Genomic DNA, 404 nt, shown 5'->3' with positions numbered 1-404 from the left:
CAGCAACACCGCGGGCGCCTCCGGCCTGATCTTCGGCCTCTTCGGCTATCTGCTGGTCAGCGGCTTCGTGGAGCGCCGTCCGCTGGGCGTGCTGGCCGGCGTCCTGGTGGCCGCGGTCTGGGGCGGCTCGATCCTCGCGGGCCTCGCCCCCACCCAGTCCGGCGTCAGCTGGCAGGGCCATCTGATCGGCCTGGCCGCGGGCGTGGCGGCGGCCTTCCTCCTCCGCCGCCGCCCGACGCACCCCCGCGTGCCGGTCGTCTGACCCCGCCCGCTCACACGGTCAGACCGCGTACCAGCAGGTCCAGGAGGGCGCAGAGGAACAGCGCGATGCCGATGAAGCCGTTGACGCTGAAGAACGCGCGGTTGAGGCGGGTCAGGTCGTGCGGGCGGACGATGGTGTGCTC

At 73.3% G+C, this 404-nt stretch carries 1 protein-coding gene and 1 pseudogene; one reads left to right on the top strand and one right to left on the bottom strand.

Going from position 1 to position 404, the window contains the following annotated elements:
* Positions 1-262, top strand: a 262-nt coding sequence (locus tag LPA54_RS40795) for a rhomboid family intramembrane serine protease (RefSeq protein ID WP_228985463.1), incomplete at its 5' end; no start/stop codon positions are given.
* Positions 263-272: 10 nt separating this feature from the next.
* Here LPA54_RS40795 and ubiA read toward each other — a convergent pair.
* Positions 273-404 (bottom strand): annotated as a pseudogene (ubiA, locus tag LPA54_RS40790) (4-hydroxybenzoate octaprenyltransferase); the annotation flags it as partial.

The sequence above is a fragment of the Streptomyces sp. DH12 genome (assembly GCF_020873895.1).
GTDB lineage: Bacteria > Actinomycetota > Actinomycetes > Streptomycetales > Streptomycetaceae > Streptomyces.
Note: the sequence above shows the minus strand (reverse complement) of the source record. Positions and strands in the feature narration are given on the sequence as shown.